Here is a 23,261-nt window from a genome sequence, read left to right as displayed (position 1 = left end):
GTCGCGCGGGACCGACAACGCCTTCGCCGCCGACTCGGAGCCGTGGCCTCGCTCGAAGAGCCCGATCGCCGCCTTCCTGGCCTCGATGTCGTGCTTCACCCTCAAGTCGACTCGCATAAAAAGCCTCCCATTTCTCGTGTCCAAGAAATGGGAGGCAGTTCATTTTGGGACGGGGCTTTTTTGACTGCTTTTGGGAGCGATATGGGCGGCGCAAGGCCGCGCGGACAAAAGCAGTCAAAAAAGCCCCGTCCCAAATTAGCTGCTCTGCGGGTGGGCTATACTAGCTGCGAATGAAAGGAAGTTAGCCATGTTTGACAATGGACCCGTGCCTGGCCGCAACGACGCTTGCTGGTGCGGCAGCGGCAAAAAATACAAGAAATGTCACAGCTCCTTTGATGAGCGCCTCGAGCGCCTGTGGGAAGAGGGCTGGAACGTCCTGCCCCGCACGCTCTATAAGACGCCTGCCGATATCGAGGGCATCAAGCGCTCGGCCGCCATCAACGTGGGCGTGCTCGATTATGTGGGTGAGCATATCGCCGCGGGCATGACCACCAACCAGATCGACCAGATGATCTACGACTACACCGTCGAGCATAGTGGAACGCCGGCCGACCTCAACTACGAGGGCTACCCCAAGAGCGTGTGTACCTCGATCAATGACGTAGTCTGCCACGGCATTCCCTGCGATACGGACGTACTGCACGAGGGCGACATCATCAACGTGGACTGCTCAACGATCTTAGACGGCTATTTTAGCGACTCGAGCCGCATGTTCTGCATCGGCAAGGTCTCGGCCGAGCGCCAGCGCTTGGTCGACGTCACCCGCGCCAGCGTGGAGGCGGGTCTGGCAGCCGTCAAGCCATGGCTGCCGCTCTCCGTGATGGCCGAGGCCGTACAAAAGACGGTCGAGGACGCCGGCTTTAGCGTGGTGCGCGAGTACGGTGGCCACGGCATTGGCAAGGAGTTCCACGAGGACCCGTTTGTGGGCTTTACCACCGAGGCGCCCGACGTGGACACTATCATGGTTCCGGGCATGGTCTTTACTATCGAGCCCATGGTCAACGCCGGAGCACCCGACATTAAGATTAGCAAGGGCGATGGGTGGTGCGTGCGCACCAAGGACGGCAGCGACTCGGCCCAGTGCGAGGTACAGCTCGTGGTGACCGAGGACGGCTACGAGCTGCTGAGCTGGTAGCCGTAGATGCGCCGGATGCTGACGGGCACGCTCGTCTTACATCCGGCGTTTTATTTGAACGTTTTGCCTGATAAAACCTGCCAAAATAAACCTGTCCCTTTTTGGCAGGTTGAGCGGAGAGGAATGCTTGTGAACATCCTGGTTTTGCTGCCCGTCAACGACCGCCATCGTGCAATTCTTGAGTCGAGCGCTCCGGGCGAGGATTTTATCTACACGAGCGCCGGCGATATCACGCGCGAACAGGTCGCCGATGCCGACGTGATCCTGGGCAACATCGACCCTGACATGCTCACGGCATGCGACCATCTCCAGCTGTTGCAATTGCAGACCGCCGGCTATGACGACTACCTTGCCGCCGGCACCGTGCCGGCTGAAGCCAAGCTGTCTTGCTCGATCGGCGCCTACGGTCAGGCCGTGAGCGAGCACATGTTTGCCATGGTCCTTTCCATGATGAAGCGCCTGCCCGGCTATCACGACTTGCAGCGCGAGCATCGCTGGGAGGATTTGGGGCCGGTCACCTCGCTCAAAAACGCCAACGTGCTGGTGCTGGGCGCAGGCGATATCGGCGGCCACTTTGCCACGCTCTGCCGCAGCATGGGTGCGCATGTCCGCGGCATCAAGCGCCATCCGCTCGTCTACCCCATTGTGTTTGAGGACATGGACGGCATGGATGCCCTGTCTGAGCGCCTGGCAGAGGCCGACATCGTCGCATCCTTTATGCCCAGCACGCCCGAGACCCGCGGTCTGGCGAACGCCGAGTTCTTCGCCGCGATGAAACCGGGCGCGTTCTTTGCCAACGGCGGCCGCGGCGATCTTGTGGTCGCCGACGACCTGGTTGCCGCTCTGGAATCGGGACATCTCGCCGGCGCCGCGGTCGACGTCACCGATCCCGAGCCGCTGCCCGCCACAAGCCCGCTGTGGGATGCACCCAACATGCTCATCACGCCGCACGTCTCGGGTTGGTTCCACCTGGCCGCCACGCTCAATAACGTGGTCGACATCGCCGCGGAGAATCTGCGTCACCTGCTGGCCGGCGAAACTTTACGTTGTTGGATTGAGCATTAGATTGTTCCGGCGTTTTACCAAACGCCGGAACCCCTCGACGCTGCGAGCCCGCCGTTTGGCCAATCTGCCGTTCAATTTCAAAGGCGCGACCAGAAGGTCAGCGCCTCTTCATTTCACGGCACCTTGGCTCAAACGGCGGGCTCTCGCTGACTTTTGCTCTACCTGCGGCGGTTCCGCTGGCGTCGGCTTCATCTGCAAGCCTTAGCAGCTCCGTCTTACCGTTGACATTGCGGCATTTGCCCAGATAAAACCTGCCAAAATAAACCCGTCCTTTTTTGGCAGGTTTTAAAGCTCCACACTTTCGGCACCGTTGATGTTTAGGTCGCGCTCGTAGAAAGCCGTGAGGGCACGGATCGCGTACATCACGTCGCGCACGCCACCGGTCTCGTAGCTCGAGTGCATGGCCAGCTGCGGCAGGCCCACGTCCACGGCGTGCATGCTCGCCTGCATATTGGACAGATTGCCGAGCGTGGAGCCACCCGCCATATCGCTCTTGTTGGCAAAGGCTTGCGTGGGCACGTCTGCGTCATCGCAGATGGCCTGGAACACTGCGCGGCTAAAGGCATCGGTGCAGTAGTGCTGGTTGGCGGCTTCCTTGATGACGATACCGCCGTTGAGCACGACCTGGTTGTGGGCATCGCACTTTTCGGCGTGGTTGGGATGCACGGCGTGCGCGTTGTCGCAGCTCACGAGCATCGAGGCGGCAAGCGCACGGTGGTACGACTCGTCATCAAAGCCCAGCGACCCGTTAATGCGACGCAACGCATCGGCCAAGAACGTCGACATGGCGCCCTGCTTGGTCTCGGAGCCAACTTCCTCGTTGTCGAAGCAGCAAAAGACCGAGATGTCATGCGCATTCTCGGCGCCCAAAAATGCCTGCAGCGAGGTGTAGGCGCAGGCTAGGTCGTCGAGCTTGGGCGTCGAGATAAACTCGTCGGCCCAGCCCCAAATGCGCGCGTCCTGACGATTGACCAGAAACAGATCGCGGCCCAGAATCTGCTCGGGCTCGACGTCCAGTTCGTCGGCGATCAGAGCATCAAAGTCGCCCTGCTTAAGCTCGCCGGCGCTGATGAGCGGGCACAAGTCGACGGCGCGGTTGGGTGCAAAGCCCTCATTGACGCCACGGTTCATATGGATAGCAAGGCTCGGAATGATAGCGACCTCGCGCTCGGTGGCAAGCAGGCGGCTCTCAATACGGCCGCCCTCGCGCACCAGCACGCGTCCAGCCAGCGCCAACGGGCGATCGAACCAGGTGTAGTCGATCATGCCGCCGTAGGCCTCGGTGTTCAGGCGCAGCGTCTCGCCCGCGCCGTCAAGCTCGGGCACGGCCTTGACCTTAAACGTCGGAGAATCGCTGTGCGACGCCGTGAGCTGAAAATGATAGTCGCCGGCAACGCCGTCCTCGCCCCACGTCGCGGCCAGGTCCTCGCCCACCTTAAAGGCGATAACGCTCGAGGTGTTGCGCTGCGTGTAATAACGCCCGCCCGGCTCGATGTCCCATGCCGCGTTCTCGGGCAGGTAGGTAAAGCCCGCCTCGTCGAGCTCGGCCATAATGGTCGCTGCCGTATGGAACATGCTGGGGCACGCCTCGATAAAGTCGATAAGGTCGTTGGCGGCCTCGATATCGTCGGCCGTCACATGCGCGCGCTCGGGCGTTTCCTGATCCGTCATGCTCTCCCCTTTCGCTGGGTTGATGGTCCCCTCCAGCATACCCCGCCACGCCAGCGCCGCACTCTTCATTCCATGTTTAATCCCGTGCCACTCACCAGGTTGAGCCATCATGCCCGCGCTCCTTTTGCGATAATTACGCTAACAGGACGAGAGGAGCCGTCATGAAGCCACGTAACATTGCCATCGCCTGCGGTGTCGCGGGAGTCGCCGTCGGCCTTGCCGCTGCCACCGGTATCCTTTACCGCAAGCAAATCAAGTCCGCCGCGTCGCTCAAACGCTTGACCGGCTACGCGGATGGCTATGACCTGTACGCAATCGACATCGCCTACGACTACGATCTTGATCGCATCATCGCCGCTGGCGTGCGCGACGACCAGGCCTACATCGATGCCGTGGTGGCGCAGGTGCTGCCCGGTGTGCCGGCACATGTCCAGGCTCCCCAGTTTGCCTGCAGCGCTTTTGTCGCCGTAGATGCCGAAGGCCGCGTGCGCACCGGTCGCAATTACGACTTTAAGGACGACACCTCGGCGCTGCTGGTGCGCAATCACCCACGCGGCGGCTATACCTCCATCGGGTTTGCCGCCCTTAACAACCTGGGCGATAACACTCCGCTTGACTCCGTCGCCGGACGCGCCGCCGCACTCATGGGTCCGTTTGCCCAGCTCGACGGTGTTAACGAATGCGGCGTGTCCGTTGCCGTACTCACCCTGGATTCCAAGCCCTGTGACCAGGACACGCAACGCCCTGTCATCAATACCTCGCTCGCCATCCGTCTGGTGCTCGACCGTGCCGCCACCACGCAAGAAGCTGTCGACCTGCTTTCCGCCTACGACATGCACGCCATGGCAGGACGCGATTATCACTTCTTTATCAACGACGCCACCGGTGACGCGCGCGTAGCAGAGTGGGATCCGCACGATCCGGACCGCGCTTTCAAATCGACTCCTGTACGCCAGGTTACGAACTTCTACCCCTGCTATGGCGACGAAGTGCTGCCCAACCAAAAGAACGGCGAGCTGGGCCATGGTAAAGAGCGCGCCGTCGCAATTGCCGATGTCCTTGACGCCCATGTCGGTGCCCAGGACGAAACGATTGCCTGGGAAGCCCTGCGCGCCGCAGCGCAAGAGCCCAATCCGGAAGACATCACCAGCAATACGCAATGGTCGGTCGTCTTTGACAATACCGAACCCGCCGCCGCTATTACGCTGCGCCGCCACTGGGGCGACGTCGACGCCTTCGCGCTGTAAGGAGCCAGGCCCGTCGACCTTACGCTCGCCTGACGTTGTTTACATTTCTATACGCTTGAGCTAACACGTTTTACCCCCGTATCAACAGTGTGCGGGGGTAAACTTATGCGCATGTTATAACTTGCCCGGAAGGATTCATCATGCTTAGGATCGGTCTTCTTACCAGTGGCGGCGACTGTCAGGCGCTCAACGCCACCATGCGCGGCATCGTCAAAACGCTTATGACCAATAGCGAAGAACCTATCGAGATCTATGGTTTTGAGGACGGCTACCAGGGCCTTATCTACAGCAGGTTCCGCGTCATGACGCCTGCCGATTTTAGCGGCATCCTCACCCGCGGCGGCACCATTTTGGGCACGAGCCGCACGCCGTTCAAGCGCCTGGACATTCCCGAGGCCGACGGTGTCGAGAAGGTGCCCGCGATGGTCCACACCTATCACAAGCTGCAACTCGACTGCCTGTTTATGCTGGGCGGCAACGGCTCCACCAAGACTGCCAACCGCCTGCGCGAAGAGGGCCTCAACGTTATCGCTCTGCCCAAGACCATCGATAACGACACCTGGGGCACCGAAATGACGTTTGGCTTTACGAGCGCCATCGATGTCGCCACCAAGTGCATCGACGACATCCACACCACCGCCTCGAGTCACGGCCGCGTGTTCGTTATCGAGATCATGGGCCACAAGGTTGGCTGGATCCCGCTGTACGCCGGCGTCGCGGGCGGCGCGGACGTCATCCTGATTCCCGAGATTCCCTACGACATGGGTAACGTCATCAAGACCATCGAGCATCGCATGGAGACCGGCAGCCGCTTTACGATCGTGGCCGTCGCCGAGGGCGCTATCTCCAAGGAGGACGCGGCGCTGCCCAAGAAGGAGTACAAGAAGAAGCTCGCCGAGCGCACGAGTCCGTCGATTGTCTACGACATTGCCAAGGAGATCGAGGCCAAGACCGGTCGCGAGACCCGCGTCGCCATCCCCGGCCACACGCAGCGCGGCGGTCAGCCCGACGCCCAGGACCGCATCTTTGCGACCCAGTGCGGCGTTGAGGCGGCACTGGGCTGCCTACGCGGCGAGTTTGGCTACATGATTGCCCTGCGTGACGGCAAGATGTGCCACATGCCGCTCGAGGAGGTCGCCGGCAAGCTCAAGTTTGTCGATCCCCAGAGCGACCTGGTACGCGAGGCCAAGGCGCTGGGCATCAGCTTCGGCGACGAATAGCCTCGGCCGAAATCCATCCCATCGGGCCCTCCGACCCCGACCGACGATTTCGATTTGGCTCCTCCCTTGACTCCGTCAAAGGTCGCCAATCGAAATCGTCGGTCGGGGTCGGAGGGCCCTGCGTTTACATGCTCGCCGAGGCTATTCGTCTTCTTGCTGCGGGTGCCTAGGGCAGGAGGCGCCGTGCATTTTTGGGAGTTTTCAGCAGCCGAGGGTGCCTGCATACTGAATTTTGGGCGAAAGGCAGGCGCCATGGGCCACATCTTGTAAAAACGAGCGGCTCTTGAGGCGTTGGGAGCTCAGAATCAGGGCTTTCAGCGCAGTTTTGTGCGCCCGCTCCCATACTCGTGGACTCCGGAATGCTGAATTCTCCGGAATTTGCACGCCGCCCCTGGGGGTACCTGCGGGTAAAAAGCAACCGCCCCGCCAAAATATGCATTCTGCGGGGCGGTTTATACAAAAAAGCGACTGCGGCACGTCACAGCTCGCTACAACTTGAATCCAAGAACAGGTTACTCGGCGCTCTTGAGGGCACCGACCATATCAATCTTGTTGAGGGTTCGGTTGGTGACGAGGTTGACGATAATCGTAAAGCCAAACGAAAGCACCACAGCGAGCACGAAACTCAGCGGCTCGACCTCAACATCAAAGTACAGCGACGGCATCTGAAGAACGTACGTAAAGCTCTCGGCAAGCAGGCCACCCAGCGGCACGCCCAGTGCGGTGCCAATCGCCGTAAGGATCAACGTCTCCTTATTGACGTAGTGGTGCACCTCGCCACGGCGGAAGCCCAGCACCTTGATGGTCGCCAGCTCGCGTTCGCGCTCCGAAATATTCGTATTAGACAGCGTAAACACCACCACAAACGACAGGCACGCCGCCATAAAGGTCACAAGCACTACGACCGAATTGATAATCGTAAAGTTCGACTCATAGTTCTCCCAATGCTCGGCCGTACTCGAAATCGTAAGCCAACCGTCACTCTTAAGCTTCTTGCTAAACGCAATCTGGTCGGCCGACGAGCCCTTAAGCAGCACAAAGATGCCGTTAAGACGCGCGCTTCGGCCGAACGCGCGCTCATAGGTGCCCTGCGTCATATAAAGTGTGTTGCCCAAATAATTAAGCGAGATATCGCTAACCTTGACCTTGGTAACATTGAGCGACGAATCCTGGACCTGCGCCGTATCGCCCGGCTGAATCCCCAGCACCAGCTGTGAACTCTTGCTTAAATACACGTCCCCGTCACGCAGGGCGAGCGGTTCTTTGGACTCATCCTCCAGGCGCACGTAATCGCCCAAGTCACCCGTGCGGTCGTCGGGCACCACGATGAGCTGTACGGTCTCGCTCCTACCGCCAAACGTAAAGGTGACGTTGTCGGTCATAATCGGCAGGGTCGAGGTCACGCGTACGCCGGAGTCGCTGGCCGCGCTACGCTCTTCCAGCGCCGCACACGTCTGAGCATAGTCATCGGGATTGGCGACCGCCAGCAAGTCATAGCGCGTGATATGCCCATACTGTTTGGGCGAAAGCGCCACCGACGTATCGCGGATGCCCATACCGCAGATCACGAGCGCCGTGCAGCCGGCGATACCGAAGATGGTCATAAAGGCACGTTTTTTGTAGCGGAACAGGTTACGCGCTGCCACCTTGTTCAAAAAGCCCATGCGGCGCCAAATAAAGCCGATGCGCTCAAGCAAGATGCGCGAGCCGGCTCGCGGGGCCTTGGGACGCATAAGCGAGGCTGGGGTCTCGGCCATCTCGTGGCGGCAGGCGATAATCGTGGCACCCACCACGCCCACGGTAAACAGCGCCACCGAGACGATCGAGGACACGATGTCGTACGAAAGCAGCATCTGGGGCAGTGAGTACATGTCGTCGAACACCGTAAACAGGAACAGCGGCAACCCCACAAATCCGATGATGTTGCCGAGTACGCCACCGAACAGACATGCCCACAGCGAGTAGTCCACGTATTTGGACAGGATTCGCCCGCGTGAATAGCCGAGCGCCTTGTACAGGCCAATGAGCGTGCGCTCCTCCTCGACCATACGAGTGGCGGTGGTAAGGCTGATGAGTACGGCTACGACAAAGAAAATAAATGGGAAAACCGTGGCGATGGCCTCAATCGAAGAGCTGTCGCTCTCGACGCTTGAGTAGCTTGCGATGTTACCGCGATCCTGGATGTACCAAGTGCATTCGCCCAGATCGGAAAGCTCGGCGCGTGCATCGGCAAACTGCTGGTCGGTGGCGGCGCGGCGCTGGTCCAAATCGGCCTGAGCCCGAGCGCGCTCCTCACTGCCCTGGGGCATGCGGTTGATGTTGTCCTGCTCAATCCCAAAGAGCATATTCGCCTGGCGCTCGGAGGCATCCAAGCTTGCCGGCGCGTCGACCGTCAGCTCTTGGGCGCGCACCTTCTCACGCTCGTCGCGAATCTTCTCGATATTACCCTTGACCTCGTTGATCTTTGTCGTGTAGGCATCTGAATAGGAGTTGAGGCTCTTGGCTCCCTCGACGATCACGTGGACCGCGGAGTAGGAAGAAGATGTCGCGGCATCCTCGCTCACATAGAACTTATAGTCCGCAGCCGAAGCAGCGCGAAAGGCGTTGACTGTCGAGTCGGAGCTCACATCAGTAGGATCGAGGACCTCGGCCGTAATGGTGTAATCACCCGCGGCAAACTGGTCCTTGGCGCTTTGGTTCGACGAGCTCGCGTCATTGGCGGCAAAACTCACCGTGTCGCCGAGCTTTTTGCCCGAAGCCTTCAGGAACTTCGAAGTCACCGCGACCTCGCCGGCGCTCTCGGGCAAATCGCCGCTCACCAGCACCGGTTGATCGATATTCTTCCTGGAAAGGCTCTGCACGACTACACGCTCGCGCGTGGTACCCACGGCGGTGTAGGCGGTCTCGGTGTAGATGCCCTCGGCCGTCTCGACGCCGTCGACCTCTTGAATGGCCGCAAGATCGTCGCGCGTAAGGCCATAGGTCGACTGCACGTTAATGTCATAGACATTCTGCTGGTCAAAATAGACGTCGACCGAATCGCGAAGATCCTCGCAGCCCGCCTTAAGACCGCACATCACGCTCACGCCGAGCGCGGTAATGACCACGATAGATAGGAAGCGCTTAAGACTGCCTCGGATTGTGCGGGAGATGCCACGGCGAAAAACCGTCGGCGCCATATCATTTGAGCTTTGAGCGGTACGGTAGGTCGCGAACTCCCGATCGTGACCCACGTGCTCCGTATCGTGGTTTTGGCTGTTTTGGCGATCTTGGTCCATGGGCGCTACCACTCGATCGTCTCGATAGGCACGGGATTTTGCTGGACCGTCTCGCTCTCCACACGACCGCTCTTAAAGCAGATCAGGCGATCGGCCATGGGCGCGAGCGCGGAGTTGTGCGTGATGATGATGACCGTAATGCCCTGCTTGCGGCAGGTATCCTGCAGCAGCTGCAAAATCTGCTTGCCGGTTTTGTAGTCGAGGGCACCCGTGGGCTCATCGCACAGGAGCAGCTTGGGGTTCTTGGCCAGTGCGCGGGCGATGGACACGCGCTGCTGCTCGCCGCCCGAAAGCTGCGCGGGGAAGTTGGCGAGGCGCTCGCCCAGGCCAACCTGGCGAAGCGTTTGCTCGGCATCGAACGAATCGGGGCAGATTTGCGCCGCAAGCTCGACGTTTTCGAGCGCCGTCAGGTTGGGAACCAGGTTATAGAACTGGAAGACAAAGCCGACGTCGGCGCGGCGGTATTCCACGAGCTGCGCCTCATTGGCGGAACTCACGTCGCGCCCATCCACCGTTACGGTGCCGGAAGTCGCCGTATCCATGCCGCCCAGAATGTTGAGCGCCGTGGTCTTGCCGGCACCCGAAGCACCCAAAATGATGGCGAGCTCGCCACGCTCGACCGTAAAGCTCGCGCCGTCCAGCGCGTGAATGCGGGCATCACCCTCGCCGTATGCTTTGACGACGTCTTTGAATTCGATATAAGCCATCGATTAATTCCCATCTGGTCGGATAACTCTTTAGTATTACCCATTTCGCACCGACCAAAAAGGGACAGGTTTATTTTGGCAGGTTTTATATGGGGAAACGAGGGTGCGGGCAGGCACCAGGACTGTCCACGGCAACCATTTGACCCAAACCGTATCCACCGCTATGATGCCACTGCGGAATGAATGTCTCCGTTGGGTGCGCCAGCCAAGCTGCCGCGTTACCCTAAACCGCCTTGTTGCTGATGACTTCTGCTGTTACGTGATGCCCCTAGGCATCACGCTGCGGCAGGAGTCTTTTTTGTTTTGGAGGAGAAGTGTCGGAAAGCAGCGCATCGAGCAGAATCAAACGTCTGCTCAACACCTATAGCGGTCTTGTGCTTATGGGTGCCGTCGGAATCCCCGTCGGTATCATCGTTGGCGCCATCTGCGCGCTCTTTGGACGCGTGCTTTTGGCGATCGGCGCCTTCCGCGACGAGCACATCACCCTGCTCCTCCCCTTCCTCGCCCTTATGGGCCTTGCCATCGTGTTTGCCTACCGCGCTTGGGGCAAGGGCACCGACCGCGGCATGAGCCTGGTATTCGACGTAGGCCACGGGCGTGAGGACGCCATCTCGCCGCGCTTGGTGCCGCTCATTATGCTGAGCACGTGGGGGACGCACCTCTTTGGCGGCAGTGCGGGACGCGAGGGTGTGGCCGTGCAGATCGGTGCAACCGTCTCACATTGGATCGGCCGACGTCTACCTTTCCGAGACCCCGGCAACACGTTTTTGCTTATCGGCATGGCCGCCGGCTTTGCCGGGCTCTTTCGAACGCCCCTTGCTGCCACGGTCTTTGCTATCGAAGTACTGGTCGCAGGACGCATGGAATACCGCGCGCTGTTTCCCGCGCTTACAGCCTCGCTCGCCGCAAGTATGGCCTCCGGTGTCCTGGGACTCGAGAAGTTCGAGGTCGCCGTTGTCGCCTCATGCGCGCTTGACCTCCCCGGTCTTGGACGGCTTGCGGTACTAGGCATCGCGTTTGGTATGGTAGGTGGAGCTTTTGCCTGGTGCCTTGCCCATACCAAGACCCTTGCGGCGCGGCTGCTCCCCAACCCCTATGCGCGCATCGCCGCTATCGGCATCGCGCTATCGGCGATTCTGTTCGCACTGTGGCAGGGTCGATACTGCGGCCTTGGCACCAACCTGATATCGGCGGCGCTCAACGGTAACGGTAAGGTCACCATCATGCCTTGGGACTGGGCGCTCAAATTCGTACTCACCATCGCCACACTTGCCGCAGGATATCAGGGTGGTGAGGTGACGCCGCTGTTTTCCATCGGAGCCAGCCTGGGTGTCGTACTCGCCGGGATTCTCGGCATGCCCGCCGAGTTCTGCGCCGCGCTGGGCTACGCAGCCGTCTTTGGCAGCGCCACCAATACGCTGCTCGCACCCATCCTTATTGGCTGCGAAGTCTTCGGCTTTGGTAATCTGCCGATGTTCTTTATTGTCTGCGTCGTGGCTTACCTGTTCAACATGGATAAGTCGATCTACGCCCTGCAAGAGCGAGCGTAGAAAGATGTCCAAGCAGGTGGTCTCAACCGGAAACGACGTCCCACTCTGAGGCTGTATTCCGGGACACGGTTTCCGCTTGGGACGCCATTCGGAAAGCGCATCCCGCTTTAAAACGGAATTCCGGGACGTGGTTTCCGTCTGAGTCTCCATTCGGAAAGCGTGTCCCGTTCTTTCACGGCATCTTGGCTATGCAAAGCGCTCGAACGTTATTCCTCGTACGCGCCCTCAAGCCGAAGCAGCCACTCCTTGCGATCGAGCCCGCCGGCATATCCGTTAAGCGAGCCGTCGGCGGCAACCACGCGATGGCACGGCACGATAATCGAAATAGGGTTGCGAGCGACCGCAGCCCCCACCGCACGAGGAGACACAACGGGGTCCTCGTTCCCCGGCACCCGATGGCGGGCGGCGACACGAGCCGCAATCTCGCCATACGTGGCGACCTCGCCACGCGGAATAGAAAGCAGCTCAAACCAGACTTCACGCTGAAACGCCGTACCGATCATATGCAACGGCGGCGTATACAGAGGCTCCTGCCCTGCAAAATAAGCATTCAGCCAAGCCCACGAACGCTCAAGCACCGAAGAAGCCGCACCATGAGCCGGACTCGCCGACGACATGCCACCAGCACCGGAAACCGCATCGGCCCCTTCAACATGTTCGGAGTCTTCCCGGAGAAGCGTGGAGCCAAAGTGCTCCTGCCCCTCAAACCAAAGCCCCGTCAGACCGCGGCCATCAGCGGCAAGCAGGATTTCGCCCAAAGGCGAAGCAAACGTCGTCGTGACCACCAGCGGCTCCTTTCAAAACTCCGCACCATAATACCGCGAATTGTGCAGACGACTCCGCAGATACGTCTGGGCAGGAACGCAATTGCTTAAGCGAGGACACTTTCCCCAATCAAGCGGAGAAGACGCGGGGCTTCGACGCCAAAGCGGTACCCCTACCAGCTGAGCTCTAATACTTTTCCCGAGAAGTGAACGAGTAAAAACGAGGCCCCGGAGCATCCACACTTTTTGATTACAAAACCGCAGGATTCGCGCAGCAAAGCCGCAGGAAATAGCGGTCAAAATATGCCAATGCTTCGGGGGTCCAAAATAGGTCGTTCACTTCTCGGGAAAAGTATTCAACTTCAATTCACCCCAACCCCAAAGTCGCCTCAGGCAGCAGGCGCGAAGCGCCGCAGCTGCCGTCACGGACCCGCAGTCCCCAAAGGAGGCAGGCGCAAAGCGCCGAGACCGCCGCCGGGACCAGGGCCCGCAACGGCCACGCGCCCTCACATCAGCCCAGCGGCCCCAACCAACAACGGCCCCATCGCAGGCCGCTCGCAGCCGAGTCACCGCAGGCGGGGCCGGGCTCAGCTTTCAGAACACTCCGCAGACCAGTGCGGCGCCTTGTCCGCGGCTCCGAAGGAGCAGGACAAGGCGCCGCACATGATCGAGGACGTTCTGAAAGCTGAGCCCGGCCCCCGCCGGACAGTTCCACCGCTACTCGCAGAGCAGCTTGGCGATCTGGACGGCGTTGGTTGCCGCGCCCTTACGGATTTGGTCGCCACAGCACCAGAAGGTGATGCCACGCGCGGCCTCGGGGTTCGAGATGTCGCGGCGCACGCGACCGACCCAAATCAGGTCCTGGTCGGAGGTGTCCATCGGCATGGGGAATCGGTCGTGCGCATCCTCGGCACCCAGGTCGTCGACCAGCTTGACACCCGGGGCAGAAGCCAGCGCAGCACGGGCTTCCTCGACCGTAATGTCGCGCTCAAACTCGAGCGTAATGCTCTCGGAGTGCGAGCGCAGCACAGGCACGCGCACACAAGTGCAGTTCACGCGCAGCTCGGGCAGGTGCATAATCTTGCGACCCTCGTTTTGCAACTTCATCTCCTCGGAGGTAAAGCCCTCCTCCTTGACGCCGCCAATCTGCGGAATCAGGTTGCTCGCCAACTGGGCGGCAAATGCGCGCGGCTCGGGAATCTCCTCGCCACGACCCAGGGCGGCCAGCTGGGCCTCGAGCTCGGCCATACCGGGAGCACCAGCGCCCGAAGCCGCCTGGTACGTCGAGACGATCATGCGCTTCACGCCGGCGAGCTTGTGCAGCGGCCAGGTGGGAACCAGGCCGATGATAGTTGCACAGTTAGGGTTAGCGATAAGGCCGTGATGCCACTTGATGTCGTCGGCATTGATCTCGGGCACGACGAGCGGCACCTCGGGATCCATACGGAAGGCGTGGCTGTTGTCGACCACGACGGCGCCACGCTTGACGGCCTCGGGCAGCAGCTCCTTGGCGATATCGTCGCCGGCAGCGCCGAGTACGATGTCGCAGCCCTCAAAGGCCTCGGGGCAAGCCTCCTCAATAACAACCTGCTCGCCGCGGAACTCAACGGTCTTGCCCGCAGAGCGCGCGCTCGCCAGCAGCTTGAGCTTGCCAACCGGAAACTCCTGCTCGTTGAGGCACTCGAGCATCTGGGTGCCCACGGCCCCCGTCGCGCCCAAAATAGCAACCGTGTACTGTTTCATGCTTCCCCCTTTAAAGGTTGTGGCTTTTGCCCGCACGCCGAGCAGGCAGGATATTCTTGCCCAGTGTATACAAGAACGGGGCGGACACGAAACCCACCCCGTCGAAACGAAACCGAAACGAAACGCCCCGCGCTAGATTTTTTGGAACATGCCTCAAAAACCCACTCATGCGCCAAAAGGTAGATTTCTAGACATATCCCAAAAATCTACCGGGATGGTCGCTATTTGTGGAGGGCAGCCAGGGCGGGTTCAATCGGTGCAGGAGCCTCCAGATCGGAGACCTTCACAATGCCGTTCTCGTCGGAGAAGGCACGGTAAATGGTCTGAATCGCCAGGTCGAAGTCCTTATCCTCGACACCGATAATGATGTTGATCTCGTCGCAGCTCTGCGAAATCATGCGCACGCTCACGCCAGCCTGGCCGAGCATGCCAAACAGGTGGCCAGAAATACCTGCGCGGCCGCGCAGGTTACGGCCGACGGTCGCGATGAGCGCCAGGCCCTCGACAACCTCAATCTCGAGCGGCTCAACCTCCTGCTGGATGTCGCCCACGAGCGAGTACAGCGAATCGTGCACATCCTGCTCCTGCACCACGGCGCCAAAGCGGTCGACGCCGGTGGGCATGTGCTCGACGGAAACGTCATAGCGCTCGAAGACCGAAAGTGCACGGCGCATAAAGCCGACGCGGGGCTTGGTGCGATCGCGGGCTACGTTGATGGCGACAAAACCGCGCTTGCCGGTCACGCCGGTAATGATGGGCTCCGCCTCGCCCTCATCAGCCGTCTCGCTAATGATGGTGCCGGGGTCCTGCGGCGCATTGGTGTTCTTGATGACCAGCGGAATACCCGCCTCGCGCACGGGGAACACGGCCTCCTCGTGCAGGACGCTTGCGCCCATGTACGAAAGCTCGCGCAGCTCCTCGTAGGTAACGCGCGCAATGGGCTGAGCCTCGGGAACAATACGCGGATCGGCAGAGTAGAAGCCCGAAACGTCGGTCCAGTTCTCGTAAAGGTCGGCGTCCAGACACTTGGCCAGGATCGAGCCCGAGATATCGCCGCCGCCACGATCGAGCAGCTTAATCTGGCCCTCACGCGTCGCGCCGTAGAAACCGGGCATAACAAAGCCGCCCTGCTGACCGTACTCCTGCACCAGCTCGGAGGTGCGGTTCATGCTGAGCGTACCGTCGTGATGGAACGCCACAACCGTCGCGGCGTCCAGGAACGGCAGGCCCAGGTACTCGGCCATCAGGCGAGCGGTGAAGTACTCGCCGCGGCTCACAAGCTCCTCGGTGGAGTAGCCGCCCGAGCGGGCGCGCTCGGCAAAGGCCGCGAACTCCTCACGGATGGGATAGGTGAGCTCCAGCTCGTCAGCGATATCAAAATAGCGCTGGCCAATGTCCTCGAGCAGCTCCTCACACGACACGTGATACTTAACGTGCGCGTTAACCAGGTAGAGCAGGTCGGTCACCTTGGTGTCGCCCTTAAAGCGGCGACCGCAGGCGGAAACCACCACAAAACGGCGGGCCGGGTCGGCATCGACGATGGCCTTGATCTTCTTAAAGTGTTCGGCGTCGGCGACCGACGAGCCGCCAAATTTGGCAATCTTAATCATGGGCTGGAGGTTACCTTTCTAAAAGCCTCTGCGAACCTGTTTTGCGCGCTCTGATACCATGGTTTCACCGATTGGGACCAAGGCATCCGAGGAGCAGTGTTATATGGGAACTTATCATAGTACACGAGGACGCACTTTATCGTGCTCAAGTAAGGTGGCAATCCGCACCGGCATCGCTCCCGACGGGGGTTTGTTTGTCTCGGACGAGCTCGGCACCCAGCAGGTCGATATCAGCTCGCTTGCAGATAAATCGTACTTTGAAATCGCTCAAGATGTGTTGGGAATGTTACTGAATGATTACACGGGCGAAGAAATTTCGGCCTGTGTGAATGAGGCATATCGCGGCACGTTCGCGAGTGAAGAGGTTACGCCGCTCGTCAAACTCGACGCTGCGCCGGGCGCTGACGCCCCTCAGACCTATGTGATGGAGCTCTTTGGCGGCCCCACGAGTGCCTTTAAGGACGTCGCCCTGCAGATGCTCCCCCGCCTCATGGCCCGCACTTCCGCCAAGGACGGCGGCGCCGAGCGCATCATGATCGTCACCGCCACGTCGGGCGACACCGGCAAGGCCGCACTCGCCGGTTTTGCCGACGCTCCGGGCACGGGCATCACCGTCTTTTATCCCGAAGGCAAAGTCAGCCGCGTGCAGAATCTGCAGATGTCCACACAGGAAGGCGATAACGTCGCCGTCTGCGGCATTCGCGGCAACTTCGACGATGCCCAGAGTGCCGTCAAGCGCATCTTTGCCGATAAGGAGCTTGCCGAGCGCTTGGAGGCCGCCAGAACGGTGCTTTCGAGTGCCAACTCCATCAACGTCGGCCGTCTGGTGCCGCAGGTCGTCTACTACTTTGCCGCCTATGCGCAGCTGTTGCGCGCCGGCGCCATCGAGGCCGGCGACGCTGTGGAGTTCTGCGTACCGACCGGCAACTTTGGCGATATCCTGGCCGGCTACTATGCCAAGCGCATGGGTTTGCCCGTCGCCAAGCTCATTGTCGCGAGCGACAAGAACAACGTGCTGGCTGACTTCCTGACCACCGGCGTCTACGACCGCAACCGTCCGTTCTTCACGACCATCTCGCCGTCGATGGACATCCTCATCAGCTCCAACCTGGAACGCATGCTCTACTTCCTGTCCGATGGCGACTGCGAGCTTGTTGCCGGCCTTATGGAGCAGCTGGCAAAGACTGGTCACTATGAGGTTCCCGCCGACCTGCTGGCAAAGATTCAGAGCGTCTTTGGCTGCGGCTGGGCCAGCGAGGACGAGGTGCGCGCTGCCATCAAGAGCTGCTGGGATGCGAACGGCTACGTGATCGACCCGCACACCGCTTGCGGCTATCACGTCTTTGAAAAGGTCGCTCCCGCCGAGGGGGCCAAGGCCCGTGTGCTGCTTTCGACCGCCAGCCCCTACAAGTTCCCGCGTGCCTGCTGCGATGCTCTGGGTCTCAACGTTCCCGAGGACGACTTTGAGGCCATGCGCGTGCTCGAGCAGGCCACCAATACGGCCGCACCGGCACAGCTCGCCGAGCTCGAGTCCAAACCCGTCCGCTTCGAAGACGTCTGTGACGTCGATGAGATGGCAAGCTACGTCGAGTCTGCAGCAAAAAAGATGGCTACCAACTAAAACCCTCATTAGGCGCCGGCGAAAGCCGGCGCACCTTCTTTTATCAGATAACCCCCGGGATGATGACGAACGCGCACAGCGTGCCTGGCTGTTTAGTTCGTCGCGAGTTCCGCACGCAAAGGAAAGCACTTAATGTGCTTTCCGTCTTGCGCAGGACTGCCCGAGCAGCGAACTAAACAGCCAGGCACGCCAGGAGGACCCACATGATCAAAATCACCGTCCCAGCAACCAGCGCCAACTTGGGCATCGGCTACGACACCCTCGGCATGGCCGTCAGCCTCTACTCGCACTTCACCTTCGAGCGCGCTGACAAGCTCACCATCACGGGCTGCCCCGAGGAGTTCCAAAACGAGAACAACCTGGTCTACGTCAGCTTTGTCGATGCGCTGGCCGCATGGGGCGAGCCGGCTTTTCCCGTTGCCATCGACATTCAAACCGATGTACCCGTCGCTCGCGGCCTGGGTTCCAGCTCCACTTGCGTCGTCGCTGGCATTATGGCCGCCGCCGCACTGACAGGCCACACCGTCGACCGCGCTGAGCTCGTCCGCATTGCCACCGAGGTCGAGGGCCATCCCGATAACGTCGCTCCCGCCATCCTGGGCGGCGCCGTCTGCTCCTTTACGCCGACCGATTCGCTCCCCCAGTGCCTGCGCTACGAGGTGAGCGATCGCTTGCGTTTTATTACCGTGATTCCGCCCTACGAGGTTCACACGAGCGAGGCGCGCAAGGTCGTGCCGCAGGAGATTCCGCTCTCCACCGCCGTATGGCAAATGGGCCGTATCGCCGGCATGACGCGAGGCCTGGAGGCTGGCGACCTCGACCTGATTGCCGCCGCCAATGACGACCGCATCCAGGAGCCCTATCGTCGTCGCCTGATTCCCGACTACAACGCTGTGCGCGACACCTGCCTTAACGGCGGCGCCAAGACCATCTGGATCAGCGGTTCGGGCTCTACCCTTATGGCTGTGACCGACGACACCATCGTGGCAAAATTCCTGCAGGTCAAGCTGCGTGAGCAGTTCCCCAAGTGTGAGACGCACATTCTGACGTGCGACACCGAGGGCGCTCAAATCGAGTACCTGTAGCGCCCTGTCTCATTGCTCTCACCGGTCTCCTTGGGGCTTCCCCTGAAAACGTCCTCGATCATGAATTGCCCCGTCGTGCGCTTCGCGCGACGGGGCAATTCGATCTGCGGATTGTTTTCAGGGGAAGCCCCAAGGAGACCTACGCGACCTCGACAGGATAATCGCATTCGCTGATTTAATATTGCGCTCCTTCGGAGCTGCGGATAAGCGGGCCTCGTGCTGCGGAATGTTTTTAAGGGGATGCCCCCGGGTGGCCCTATGGCAACGTGGCTAGCGATGTCTATAGGGACCCACGCTTTGAAAGGGCGCCGGGCTGAAATTATGGCCCTTTATTGATAGGGGCTCTTGCTAGGCTGTAGCACTTACCAGCAACAGACTTCGACTATGTGCTTGGTTTACGCCGCACTGGGTTCCTTGTATTCGAAGACTGGTTCTAGGAGGTCTTCGATGTTGCAGTGGAGGGCTTTTGCTATGGCTCTCACGCTTGTTACCGAAGCCTCATTGATGTTTCTCTGGCGCTGCTCGTACATTTGGATTGAGCGGAGTGACACACCCGATTCGTATGCTAGGTCTTGTTGGGTTTTCTTAAGCTTCTTTCTTGCTAACGCAAGTTTGGTTTGCCTGGACGCTTTTTTCGCCATATCGCAGACGAGGCGAACCACTCGTTCCTCCGAGGCTTCGTGCCAGGGGTAATACAGACTGCGCAGCACATCAAATGGAACGACATGCAGCAAATCTTCGAAAGACTCTCCTAGGCGCCACTGCAGGTATGCCAGCATCCAGCCCGCCCAATATTCCGGCGTCTTCTCAAATCGATAGGTGCAGTCCGGTATAGGCCTGTTTTGATAGCCCGACCTTTCAGCGATAAGCGCGAACAGCTCAACACCCGATTTCCCCGACACTACCCATGCGTTGCCGCGTTCAAACTCGCGAGCAACCCCGCTCAGGCAAAAGAGTTCAGCAACTTCAGATCCTTCTGCTCCATAGTCATTGACGGCATAGTCGAAGCAGTCGCCGAGGTTGTTCATTGCGTCCTCGAGGTAGTAGACGGGATATGTCCTACTCGGTCCACGATCTGTCAACTCTTGGATCATTTAAATCAACCCTCCCTGCCATTAAATCCCTAATGTCGATACCTTCGGAATCGAACCCATTGACCGTATCCAAGTATTTGCGTCGAGCATTCTGCTCTCGCTCAAAACGCTTGGGATAAAACTCAGACCCCGAAGCCCGCTTCCAATCGCAGAATCTAATCATCGAAAATGCGCGCTCGCTCATAAGGGCATATTGGATACCCAAATCACCCAAGCACATGATACGTTGCAGCTGTCTGAGCGATATCATGCCGCTGACAAACTGTCTTGCAAACGAAAAATAGGAGTCGTCAGCACGATAGCCTCGAATAACGTCATAAGGAGATGTATCAATTAAGCAGTTATCAAGTAGATAGCGAAGCCCTTCACGCGCCAATGGCGTCGAAACATTGAACTCTCTGTTATTCGCCAGAATTGCAAGCCAATTGAGGATTGAAAACTCCCCAGACTCCAAATCCAAGACCGAAAGGCCATCTAAATCAAGCTCATATCGATTGGCAACGCCATCAGACTCGGTCCGGCATGCCCATTCCATCGCCATTTCCTCATGTGGCGTGCAATAAAACCCGCGACCATAGTCATTGAATTGTCTGCATTTATCCAACGACGGACATTCGACAACAACCTCCGACCCGTGCCAAAGCTCCATATCGACCTCCAAATAAAAATATCACCCCAGTGATAGTGTACCAACAACTATCACTGGGGTGATATAGATGGATGAAAACTATTGTCTGCCAAGAGCCCCTACTAGAGGCAGGCCTCGGCAATGCGGCGCTTGAGCTCGTCGATGCCGGTGCCGGTCTGGGAGCTTGTGATGATTACGTTTTCGGCCGGGACGTTGAGTTGCTTTTTGATGGCTGCCGCTTGGCGTGCCTGCTGGGTGCGGCTGAGTTTGTCGGCCTTGGTGAGGCAGACGATAAAGTTGAACTCGTTGCCCTGCAGGTAGTCGATCATGTCATGGTCGAGCTTGCTGGGGTCATGGCGAATGTCCACCAGCGACACAACCAGGTTAAAGCTGCGCTCGGAGTCGAAGAAGTCGCCGATGAGCTCGGCCCAGCGGTCGCGCTCGGCCTTGGAACGACGGGCGAAACCGTAGCCCGGCAGGTCCACAAAGTGCACGTCGTCGGCCTCGAAGAAATTGATATTGCTCGTCTTGCCCGGCGTGCTCGAAACCTTGACCAGGTTCTTGCGGCCAAAGAGCTTGTTCATGATGGACGACTTGCCCACATTGGAGCGGCCCACAAAGCTCACCTCGGGACAGGTGGACTCGGGGATCTGCGAAACCTTGCCGTAGCTGGCGACGAACTTGGCAAGCTGGTAGTTAATGGAATCGGCCATGGATACTCCTTGGTCGTAGGTTCTTACAATAGGGGTGCACGATTACGCAGCGGCGATGCAGCGGACGATATCGAGTGTAATGCCGCTCGCGGTGCGGGCGTACTCGTCCAAATCGAACTCTCGCTCGCAAAACGCGTCATATGCCTCGTCACAATTATCGCTGATAGCACGCAGCACCAGACAATCGACACCGTTCTTGGCTGCAATATGGGCAATCGCAGCACCTTCCATCTCAACGCAATCGGCATGCGTCGCCTCGATGGCGGCGGTGCGCATGGCGTCGCCCGTTACAAAGCGGTCGCCTGTAGCGATAGTGCCAACCAGGAACTGTTTAGGGTCCTTCTCCGCAGCGGAATCAGAAGCGTAAGCATCGATAAACCCATGTTCGGCAAGCACGGTGGTGGCGATGTCAACCAGAGCCGGTGTCGAGGCAAACTCCTCAAGCTCCGGCGCCGACTCGGCGATGAGCGCCGTGTCGGTATCCAGATAGCGCAGGCACTTGCCAATAACCACGTCATTGATATGGAGTTTGGAGTTTAAGCCACCCGCAATGCCCGAAAACACAACGGCCTGCGGAGCATATTTGCTGATGAGATGCTGTGTTGCACCAGCGGCGTTTACGGTTCCCATGCCAGCGGTCGTGGCGACCACTGACAGACCGTTGAGCTCGCCGCTTACAACGCTCAAGCCTGCCTCTTGCGACACATGGGCACCGTTCAGTTCTTCTTTAATCTGCGCAACCTCTTTTTCGAGTGCACCGATGATTGCGATGGTAGGCATACCATCCCCCAAACCTGTGAAAACTGTTTATCCACGGTATGGTACCAGCATTTTGACTCAACCGCGCAATACGAAGCCGTTAGGCCAGCGCAGCGCGGGTATCGTAGAGCGCCTTGGCGATGGCGGCCACGGCCTCACTCGAACGGTCACTCCACGGCATCGATGACATGATGCTCATAATGTAGGTGTCGCCATCGACATCGATGAGGCCAGCATCGCACGTCGCATTGCAACCTGCCTCGCTGATCCAGCCGGCTTTGTTACGCACCATGGCATGGTCGTCCGCAATGCCGTCACGGATAAAGGACCGGGTCGTAGAGGCCAGAAGGCCCGACAGCCATTGCGACGTCTCGCTCTCACGGATCAAATACTCGCTCATCTCGCGCCACAACTTGGCCGAGGTGCGCGGGCAATAGGTGGGGAAATCGCTCATTGGATCGAGCGCGACCTCGTCTTCGACGCCGAGTGCGGCAATCCAATCCTCGTAGCCATCTTGATCAAACGTTGCACGCAACGCGACAAACGAGTCGTTATCCGAGTTGACGACCGAGGTCTCAATCAGGTCGCGAACCGTCAGCCAGCCCATACTGTAGCCGCCATAGGTGCCCAGAGTATCATCGAGCGATACTTGCCCTGTCTCGACCAGTAACTCGCAGACGTAGAGTACATAGAGCGCCTTGTAGCTGCTCGCACCGTACACCTCGGCGTTCGCGTTATACGTCACGCCCTTGCCGCTCGACAGATCGTAAAACACCACGCCCACGTCGCCCAATTCCTGGGCCTGATCAAGGGTATCTTGGAGCGCGGCGAGGCTCTCATCCTCCAGGGCGGGGATCTGGTCATCAACCAGTGAGAAGGTCTGCACGGTATCGCCTGAGGGAATATCGTTAAAGTCCGCCTTCGAAAGCCTCGTCTTGAGGCTCGCTGTCGACAGGGTTTGATTTGCGGTGGCTTTAGATTTAGAGACCTTTTTGTTTTGCGTCTGTACCGTTGACGCATCTGAGTGTGCCGTTCGCTCCGACGCGTAGGTTTTAGCGGTAATTCCGAGGATAATAACCGCCAACGTTAGCATCCCAACGGCGGCAATCTTCGTCACGCGGATGCGAGCGTCGGCAAGGCCACGCGAAGACGTGCCCTTCGTCTCATATCTGCTGCTATGCTGCGGCACATGCTCGTCCCGCGATGCGTCGTTTCGCACGTGGTCTCCTGGCTGCTCCCGTTCATATACGAGCAGCATAATACCGAGCAGGCATTTCTTTCCAAAGATATTCAGAAGCGTTTAAGGTGTCT

Annotated in this window: 18 protein-coding genes; 7 read left to right on the top strand and 11 right to left on the bottom strand. The window is 59.3% G+C overall.

All coding sequences use genetic code 11. From position 1 onward, the window contains the following. The first annotated feature begins 307 nt into the window (after window positions 1–307). On the top strand, window positions 308–1,195 hold the full coding sequence (gene map, locus ACTNBY_RS00900) for a type I methionyl aminopeptidase (RefSeq protein ID WP_441063021.1): 888 nt from the start codon (window positions 308–310) through the stop codon (window positions 1,193–1,195). A 123-nt stretch (window positions 1,196–1,318) separates the two neighbouring features. Further along, window positions 1,319–2,260 carry a D-2-hydroxyacid dehydrogenase gene (locus tag ACTNBY_RS00895; protein WP_441056356.1) on the top strand — a complete coding sequence of 314 codons (942 nt, stop codon included), beginning with the start codon at window positions 1,319–1,321 and terminating at the stop codon, window positions 2,258–2,260. 285 nt (window positions 2,261–2,545) lie between these two features. Here the strand turns inward: ACTNBY_RS00895 and ACTNBY_RS00890 are convergent, their stop codons facing one another. Beyond that, entirely contained in the window at window positions 2,546–3,931 is a 1,386-nt protein-coding gene (locus ACTNBY_RS00890) for a M18 family aminopeptidase (protein ID WP_441063020.1), read from the bottom strand. Window positions 3,932–4,092: 161 nt separating this feature from the next. On the opposite strand from ACTNBY_RS00890, the gene ACTNBY_RS00885 reads away from it, so the two are divergent. Both ACTNBY_RS00885 and ACTNBY_RS00880 read left to right on the top strand, forming a co-directional pair. After that, window positions 4,093–5,178 (top strand): carcinine hydrolase/isopenicillin-N N-acyltransferase family protein, encoded by a 1,086-nt coding sequence (locus tag ACTNBY_RS00885; RefSeq protein ID WP_441063019.1) that lies wholly within the window; start codon window positions 4,093–4,095, stop codon window positions 5,176–5,178. Window positions 5,179–5,318: 140 nt separating this feature from the next. Beyond that, window positions 5,319–6,398: a 6-phosphofructokinase gene (locus ACTNBY_RS00880; protein ID WP_154514896.1), complete on the top strand. Its 1,080-nt coding sequence runs from the start codon at window positions 5,319–5,321 to the stop codon at window positions 6,396–6,398. Window positions 6,399–6,910: 512 nt separating this feature from the next. Here the strand turns inward: ACTNBY_RS00880 and ACTNBY_RS00875 are convergent. Both ACTNBY_RS00875 and ACTNBY_RS00870 read right to left on the bottom strand, forming a co-directional pair. Continuing rightward, the gene (locus tag ACTNBY_RS00875) at window positions 6,911–9,676 is read right to left on the bottom strand and encodes an FtsX-like permease family protein (protein ID WP_441063018.1); all 2,766 of its coding nucleotides are present in this window, start codon (window positions 9,674–9,676) and stop codon (window positions 6,911–6,913) included. 5 nt (window positions 9,677–9,681) lie between these two features. Beyond that, window positions 9,682–10,383, bottom strand: a complete 702-nt coding sequence (locus ACTNBY_RS00870) for an ABC transporter ATP-binding protein (protein ID WP_427718202.1) — start codon at window positions 10,381–10,383, stop codon at window positions 9,682–9,684. Between the two features lie 314 nt (window positions 10,384–10,697). Between ACTNBY_RS00870 and ACTNBY_RS00865 the strand changes: the two genes are divergently transcribed. Further along, a complete protein-coding gene (locus ACTNBY_RS00865; RefSeq protein ID WP_441063017.1) occupies window positions 10,698–11,933 on the top strand; it encodes a chloride channel protein in 1,236 nt (411 codons plus the stop codon). A 206-nt stretch (window positions 11,934–12,139) separates the two neighbouring features. Here ACTNBY_RS00865 and ACTNBY_RS00860 read toward each other — a convergent pair whose 3' ends face one another. The 3 genes from ACTNBY_RS00860 to ACTNBY_RS00850 all read right to left on the bottom strand — a co-directional run bounded on the left by ACTNBY_RS00860 (window position 12,140) and on the right by ACTNBY_RS00850 (window position 16,050). Beyond that, the gene (locus ACTNBY_RS00860) at window positions 12,140–12,718 is read right to left on the bottom strand and encodes a methylated-DNA--[protein]-cysteine S-methyltransferase (RefSeq protein WP_427794442.1); all 579 of its coding nucleotides are present in this window, start codon (window positions 12,716–12,718) and stop codon (window positions 12,140–12,142) included. A gap of 696 nt (window positions 12,719–13,414) precedes the next feature. After that, window positions 13,415–14,440 (bottom strand): aspartate-semialdehyde dehydrogenase, encoded by a 1,026-nt coding sequence (locus ACTNBY_RS00855; protein ID WP_154514908.1) that lies wholly within the window; start codon window positions 14,438–14,440, stop codon window positions 13,415–13,417. 221 nt (window positions 14,441–14,661) lie between these two features. Beyond that, on the bottom strand, window positions 14,662–16,050 hold the full coding sequence (locus tag ACTNBY_RS00850; RefSeq protein ID WP_154514910.1) for an aspartate kinase: 1,389 nt from the start codon (window positions 16,048–16,050) through the stop codon (window positions 14,662–14,664). 103 nt (window positions 16,051–16,153) lie between these two features. On the opposite strand from ACTNBY_RS00850, the gene thrC reads away from it, so the two are divergent. Beyond that, window positions 16,154–17,671 carry a threonine synthase gene (thrC, locus tag ACTNBY_RS00845; protein WP_441063016.1) on the top strand — a complete coding sequence of 506 codons (1,518 nt, stop codon included), beginning with the start codon at window positions 16,154–16,156 and terminating at the stop codon, window positions 17,669–17,671. Window positions 17,672–17,874: 203 nt separating this feature from the next. Beyond that, a complete protein-coding gene (gene thrB / locus ACTNBY_RS00840) occupies window positions 17,875–18,756 on the top strand; it encodes a homoserine kinase (protein ID WP_154514914.1) in 882 nt (293 codons plus the stop codon). Between the two features lie 395 nt (window positions 18,757–19,151). On the opposite strand, the gene ACTNBY_RS00835 is transcribed toward thrB, so the two are convergent. The 5 genes from ACTNBY_RS00835 to ACTNBY_RS00815 all read right to left on the bottom strand — a co-directional run bounded on the left by ACTNBY_RS00835 (window position 19,152) and on the right by ACTNBY_RS00815 (window position 23,169). Continuing rightward, window positions 19,152–19,850, bottom strand: coding sequence for a helix-turn-helix transcriptional regulator (locus ACTNBY_RS00835; RefSeq protein ID WP_441063015.1), 699 nt, complete (start codon window positions 19,848–19,850; stop codon window positions 19,152–19,154). Continuing rightward, the gene (locus ACTNBY_RS00830; protein WP_441063014.1) at window positions 19,816–20,499 is read right to left on the bottom strand and encodes a DUF3990 domain-containing protein; all 684 of its coding nucleotides are present in this window, start codon (window positions 20,497–20,499) and stop codon (window positions 19,816–19,818) included. Before ACTNBY_RS00830 ends, ACTNBY_RS00835 begins: the two co-directional genes overlap by 35 nt. 101 nt (window positions 20,500–20,600) lie before the next feature. Then, the gene (gene yihA / locus ACTNBY_RS00825; RefSeq protein WP_055252447.1) at window positions 20,601–21,191 is read right to left on the bottom strand and encodes a ribosome biogenesis GTP-binding protein YihA/YsxC; all 591 of its coding nucleotides are present in this window, start codon (window positions 21,189–21,191) and stop codon (window positions 20,601–20,603) included. A gap of 42 nt (window positions 21,192–21,233) precedes the next feature. Beyond that, entirely contained in the window at window positions 21,234–21,971 is a 738-nt protein-coding gene (mtnN, locus tag ACTNBY_RS00820) for a 5'-methylthioadenosine/S-adenosylhomocysteine nucleosidase (RefSeq protein ID WP_441048673.1), read from the bottom strand. 79 nt (window positions 21,972–22,050) lie between these two features. Continuing rightward, a complete protein-coding gene (locus tag ACTNBY_RS00815) occupies window positions 22,051–23,169 on the bottom strand; it encodes a serine hydrolase (protein ID WP_441063013.1) in 1,119 nt (372 codons plus the stop codon). Between the last annotated feature and the right edge of the window lie 92 nt (window positions 23,170–23,261).

Source organism: Collinsella sp. HCP28S3_E12 (genome assembly GCF_052065595.1).
Lineage (GTDB): Bacteria > Actinomycetota > Coriobacteriia > Coriobacteriales > Coriobacteriaceae > Collinsella.
The sequence above is the reverse complement of the archived record's forward strand: the minus strand, read 5'-3'. Positions and strand labels throughout refer to the sequence as shown.